Annotated in this window: 6 protein-coding genes and 1 pseudogene; 6 read left to right on the top strand and 1 reads right to left on the bottom strand. The window is 68.7% G+C overall.

All coding sequences use genetic code 11. The features are described from left to right. Positions 1-140 (bottom strand): FAD-dependent oxidoreductase (locus E5198_RS20560; protein WP_136491772.1); only part of this gene is annotated, 140 nt, incomplete at its 3' end. Between the two features lie 319 nt (positions 141-459). Between E5198_RS20560 and E5198_RS20555 the strand changes: the two genes are divergently transcribed. The 6 genes and pseudogenes from E5198_RS20555 to E5198_RS21670 all read left to right on the top strand — a co-directional run. Beyond that, complete coding sequence (locus E5198_RS20555) at positions 460-1,209, top strand: electron transfer flavoprotein subunit beta/FixA family protein (RefSeq protein ID WP_136491771.1); 750 nt, start codon at positions 460-462, stop codon at positions 1,207-1,209. Further along, complete coding sequence (locus tag E5198_RS20550) at positions 1,209-2,138, top strand: electron transfer flavoprotein subunit alpha/FixB family protein (RefSeq protein WP_136491770.1); 930 nt, start codon at positions 1,209-1,211, stop codon at positions 2,136-2,138. Before E5198_RS20555 ends, E5198_RS20550 begins: the two co-directional genes overlap by 1 nt. Before the next feature lie 125 nt (positions 2,139-2,263). Further along, entirely contained in the window at positions 2,264-3,082 is an 819-nt protein-coding gene (locus E5198_RS20545; protein ID WP_136491769.1) for an ABC transporter substrate-binding protein, read from the top strand. A gap of 17 nt (positions 3,083-3,099) precedes the next feature. Next, on the top strand, positions 3,100-3,450 hold the full coding sequence (locus E5198_RS20540; protein WP_136491768.1) for a DUF4398 domain-containing protein: 351 nt from the start codon (positions 3,100-3,102) through the stop codon (positions 3,448-3,450). Next, the gene (locus E5198_RS20535) at positions 3,447-4,259 is read left to right on the top strand and encodes an OmpA family protein (protein ID WP_136491767.1); all 813 of its coding nucleotides are present in this window, start codon (positions 3,447-3,449) and stop codon (positions 4,257-4,259) included. The genes E5198_RS20540 and E5198_RS20535 overlap by 4 nt, the downstream gene beginning before the upstream one ends. Positions 4,260-4,342: 83 nt before the next feature. Next, positions 4,343-4,552 (top strand): annotated as a pseudogene (locus E5198_RS21670) (hypothetical protein); the annotation flags it as partial.

The following is a 4,552-nucleotide window of genomic DNA, read 5'->3' as shown; positions in this document are numbered from 1 at the left end:
TCGGAGCCTTTCTCCACCACGCAGACGCTGAGCTCCTGGCCGGCTTCGGCGGCCTTCTGCTTCAGGCGGCAGGCGGCGGACAGGCCGGCAGGGCCCGCTCCGACGATGACAACGTCGAATTCCATGTATTCGCGTTCCACTCTCTCTATCTCCTAACTCAAGGCTGGCAATCTGCTTGTTGGAATCCGCAAGGCGGTTTTTGTGCAGCGCAATATATTTACGCCGGACGGCAATGCCGGTACAAGCTTTTGTTGCATGTGGGCTGAAAGGGCCCATTTTAAAGGGCTGCGCCGGTGCTGTGGAAGTTTTGTCGTATTGACCGGTCTGGGTGATATCGTCAAGATACGGCGTTTATGTCGGTCGCGGTACAGCTGAGAGTCGGTTCGATCCGGCGGGCAGCCCGGCCTGGCGGCAGCCCAGACGTCGCCATATCAACTCACCGGAGAACACGAGGAATCCATGAAGATTCTGGTAGCTGTCAAGCGAGTGGTCGATTACAACGTCAAGGTCCGCGTCAAGGCGGACAACTCCGGCGTCGACCTCGCCAACGTCAAGATGTCGATGAACCCGTTCTGCGAGATCGCCGTGGAAGAGGCGGTGCGCCTGAAGGAAAAGGGTGTCGCCAGCGAAATCGTCGCCGTCTCCGTGGGGCCGGCCGCCGCCCAGGAACAGCTGCGTACCGCCCTGGCCCTCGGCGTGGACCGCGCCATCCTGGTCGAGTCCGCCGACGAGCTGAACTCCCTGGCCGTGGCCAAGCTGCTCAAGGCCGTGGTCGACAAGGAGCAGCCGCAACTGGTCATCCTCGGCAAGCAGGCCATCGACAGCGACAACAACCAGACCGGCCAGATGCTCGCCGCGCTGACCGGCTTCGCCCAGGGCACCTTCGCCTCCAAGGTGGAAGTGAATGGCGACCAAGTCAACGTCACCCGCGAGATCGACGGCGGCCTGCAGACCGTCGCCCTCAAGCTGCCGGCCATCGTCACCACCGACCTGCGTCTCAACGAGCCGCGCTACGCTTCCCTGCCGAACATCATGAAGGCCAAGAAGAAGCCGCTGGAGACCGTCACTCCGGACGCCCTCGGCGTGTCCACCGCCTCGACCGTGAAGATCCTCAAGGTCGAGGCGCCGGCCGCGCGCAGCGCCGGCATCAAGGTCAAGTCGGTGGCCGAACTGGTCGAGAAACTGAAGAACGAAGCGAAGGTGATCTGATGGCCATTCTCGTCATTGCCGAACACAACAACGCCGCCCTGGCCCCGGCCACCCTGAATACCGTGGCCGCCGCCGCCCAGATCGGTGGCGACGTCCACGTGCTGGTCGCCGGCCAGGGTTGCGCCGCGGTCGCCGAGGCTGCCGCCAAGGTCGCCGGCGTCGCCAAGGTGCTGGTCGCCGACAGCGCCGCCTTCGCCCACCAGCTGCCGGAGAACGTCGCGCCGCTGATCGCCGAGCTGGGCAAGGGTTACAGCCACGTGCTGGCCGCCGCTACCACCACCGGCAAGAACGTGCTGCCGCGCGTCGCCGCGCTGCTGGACGTCGATCAGATATCCGAGATCATCAAGGTCGAGAGCGCCGACACCTTCAAGCGCCCGATCTACGCCGGCAACGCCATCGCCACCGTGCAGTCGAGCGCGCCGGTCAAGGTCATCACCGTGCGCGGCACCGGCTTCGACGCCGTGGCGGCCGAGGGCGGCAATGCCGCCATCGAGGCGCTGGCTGGCGGCAGCGATGCCGGCATTTCCGCCTTCGTCGGCGAGGAGCTGGCCAAGTCCGAGCGTCCCGAGCTGACCGCCGCCAAGGTGGTGATCTCCGGCGGCCGCGGCATGCAGAACGGCGACAACTTCCAACTGCTCTACAAGCTGGCCGACAAGCTCGGCGCCGCCGTCGGTGCCTCGCGCGCCGCCGTCGACGCCGGCTTCGTGCCCAACGACCTGCAGGTCGGCCAGACCGGCAAGATCGTCGCGCCGCAGCTGTACATCGCTGTCGGCATCAGCGGCGCCATCCAGCACCTGGCCGGCATGAAGGATTCCAAGGTGATCGTGGCGATCAACAAGGACGAGGAGGCGCCGATCTTCCAGGTCGCCGACTACGGCCTGGTGGGCGACCTGTTCGAGATCGTCCCCGAGCTGGAAAAGGCCCTGTAAGCGCCTGACCGCCCGAAAGAACCCGCTCCCCGGAGCGGGTTTTTTGTATCGCCCGGCTTTCCGTCTGTCGGTCGCGGCCGGCTCTGCCCTACACTGGGCGCCGGTACAGACTTGCGAGGTTTTCCATGCCCATCCGTTCCACCCTGTCGCGCCTTGCCCTGGCGCTGCTGGTCCTGGCCGGTTCGAGCCAGGTCCAGGCCGCCGGCAAGTGCGAGCGGCTGATCGCCACCGGCAACCCCGACCAGGCGCCCTACCTGTGGCGCGATCCGCAGAACCCGCAGCAACTGATCGGCGCCGGCGCCGACCTGCTCAAGGCGCTGGGCAGCGAACTGGGCGTGACCGTCGAGCTGCTGTACGGCGGCAAGGCCGCCGCAGCCGAGGCGGATGCCCTGAACGGGCGTGTCGATCTGCTGGTGGGCAGCTACCTGACTCCGGAGCGCCTCGAGCAGTTCGACTTCGTCCATCCGGCCTATCTGGACGTGCCGGTGCAGGTCTGGACCCAGCGCGACAGGGCGCCGCTGTTCACGCGCTACGCCGATCTGGCCAGCCATCGCGGCCTGGCGGTGGATGCCGGCAACTTCCCCGTCGCGCTGGCGCGCCAGGCGGACGAGCAGTTCAAGGCCCGGCGCACCGGCAAGGCGGTCGAAGCCCTGCAGCAGCTGCAGCAGGGCCGGGTCGACTACCTGCTGCTCGAAGGGCAGGCCGGGCGTGCGCTGGTCGAGCGCGAGGGGCTGGGCGGCGAGCTGCTGCCTCTGGAGCCGGTGCTGGCCAGCGAGCCGCTGTACCTGGCGATATCGCACAACTCGGCGTGCAACGATCCCTGGCTGCGTGGGCAGCTGGCCAGGAAAATGACCGAATTTCGCAGTGCCGGCCTGCCGCAGGCCCTGTTGCAGCGCAATATGGAGCGCTGGAAGAACCAGGCGCGCCGGCCGGCTACCCCCTGATGCAGGACGTTCTATCGATGATTTCACGCATGTGTGCCGCGCTGGCACTCTCGCTGCTGGCCGGCTGCGCCAGCGATCCGGTGCCCGAGGCGCAGCTGCAGGTTACCGAGCAGGCGCTGGCGCAGGCCCGCGCGGTCGGTACCGGCGCCGAGCAGGCGGAATTGCGCCAGGCCGAGGAGGGCCTGGCAGCTGCGCGCCAGGCGGTCGAACGACAGGAGTTCCGGCAGGCGCGCATGCTCGCCGAGCGCGCCGAGCTGGATGCCCGCCTCGCCGAGGCGCAGACCCTGACGGCCAAGAGTCGCGCCCAGGTCGCCGAGCTGCGCAACGAGCTGCGCCGCCTGCGTACCCAGCTGGGGGAGCAGCCATGATGCGCGGCTTCCGGATCTCGCTGGGCTGCGCCGCGCTGGCCCTGCTGGCTGGTTGCGGCACCGCCCAGCTCCCGCCGCAGGCGCTTGAGCAGGCGCGCAGCAGCTACCGGCAGGTGGCCACCGACTCGGTCGTGGTGGCCAGCGCACCCAAGGACGTGATGCGCGCCGGCGACTCGCTGGAGCGCGCCACGCGCCTGGCCGACTACTGGGGCAGTACGGAGGACGTCGCCCACTACGCTTACCTGAGCGAGCGCTACAGCGCCATCGCTCGCGAGCACGGCGCCCTCGCCGCCGAGCAGGAGCAGCTGGCCCGCCTGCAGCTGGAGCGCGAGCGCCTGCAGCTGGCCCTGCGCGAGGCGCGCCTGCTCGGCGTGCAGCAGCAGAGCCGCTGGCTGGAGGAGCAGATGCTCAGCCTGGCGACCACCGAGACCGAGCGCGGTCTGGTGATGTCGCTCGGCGACGTGCTGTTCGATGCCGGTCGCGCCGAGCTGAAGGCGTCGGCCAACCGTACGGTGCTCAAGCTGTTCCAGTTCCTCCAGCTCAACCCGCAGCGCACGGTGCGCATCGAGGGCTATACCGACAGCCGCGGTCAGCCCGCCGAGAATCTGGCCCTGTCCCGCGCGCGCGCGCAGGCGGTGGCGGACGTGCTGGTCGACCTCGGCATCGCTGCCGAACGCATCCAGGTGCAGGGCTATGGCGGCGCCTTCCCGGTGGCGGCCAATGCCTCGTCCCGCGGTCGGGCGCAGAACCGTCGGGTGGAGATCGTGTTTTCCGACGAGCAGGGGCGCCTGGCTCCGCCGCGCGAGTAGTGCGCGTGGTCGGAACTGGCGAGAATGGCGTTCAGCCCGAGCCGGCGTTCGCGGTGCCGGCATATCTTCCCATGAGGCCTGCGATGAGCGTCGTGCGCGTGTTCTTCTGTGTGCTGCTGGCGGGGCTGGCGGCCTGCGATGGCGACAAGCCGGCAGCGCCGGAGGCGCCTCGCGAGGCGGTGCGGGAGGAAAGCGCGGCGCCGCTGCCGGCGCCGCCCGTGACTGCCCCGCCACCCGTCGAGCCTGCGCCTGCCGAAGCGCCGGAGAAGTCCCCGGCAGCGCCCGCCGAGCCG

It is taken from the genome of Pseudomonas sp. A-1 (assembly GCF_004801855.1).
Lineage (GTDB): Bacteria > Pseudomonadota > Gammaproteobacteria > Pseudomonadales > Pseudomonadaceae > Geopseudomonas.
Note: the sequence above shows the minus strand (reverse complement) of the source record. Positions and strands in the feature narration are given on the sequence as shown.

Bases quoted from the DNA above. Each gene is read 5' to 3' on its own strand.
- E5198_RS20545 (WP_136491769.1), top strand. From the start codon at position 2,264: ATGCCCATCCGTTCCACCCTGTCGCGCCTTGCCCTGGCGCTGCTGGTC.
- E5198_RS20535 (WP_136491767.1), top strand. From the start codon at position 3,447: ATGATGCGCGGCTTCCGGATCTCGCTGGGCTGCGCCGCGCTGGCCCTG.
- E5198_RS20550 (WP_136491770.1), top strand. From the start codon at position 1,209: ATGGCCATTCTCGTCATTGCCGAACACAACAACGCCGCCCTGGCCCCG.
- E5198_RS20540 (WP_136491768.1), top strand. From the start codon at position 3,100: ATGATTTCACGCATGTGTGCCGCGCTGGCACTCTCGCTGCTGGCCGGC.
- E5198_RS20555 (WP_136491771.1), top strand. From the start codon at position 460: ATGAAGATTCTGGTAGCTGTCAAGCGAGTGGTCGATTACAACGTCAAG.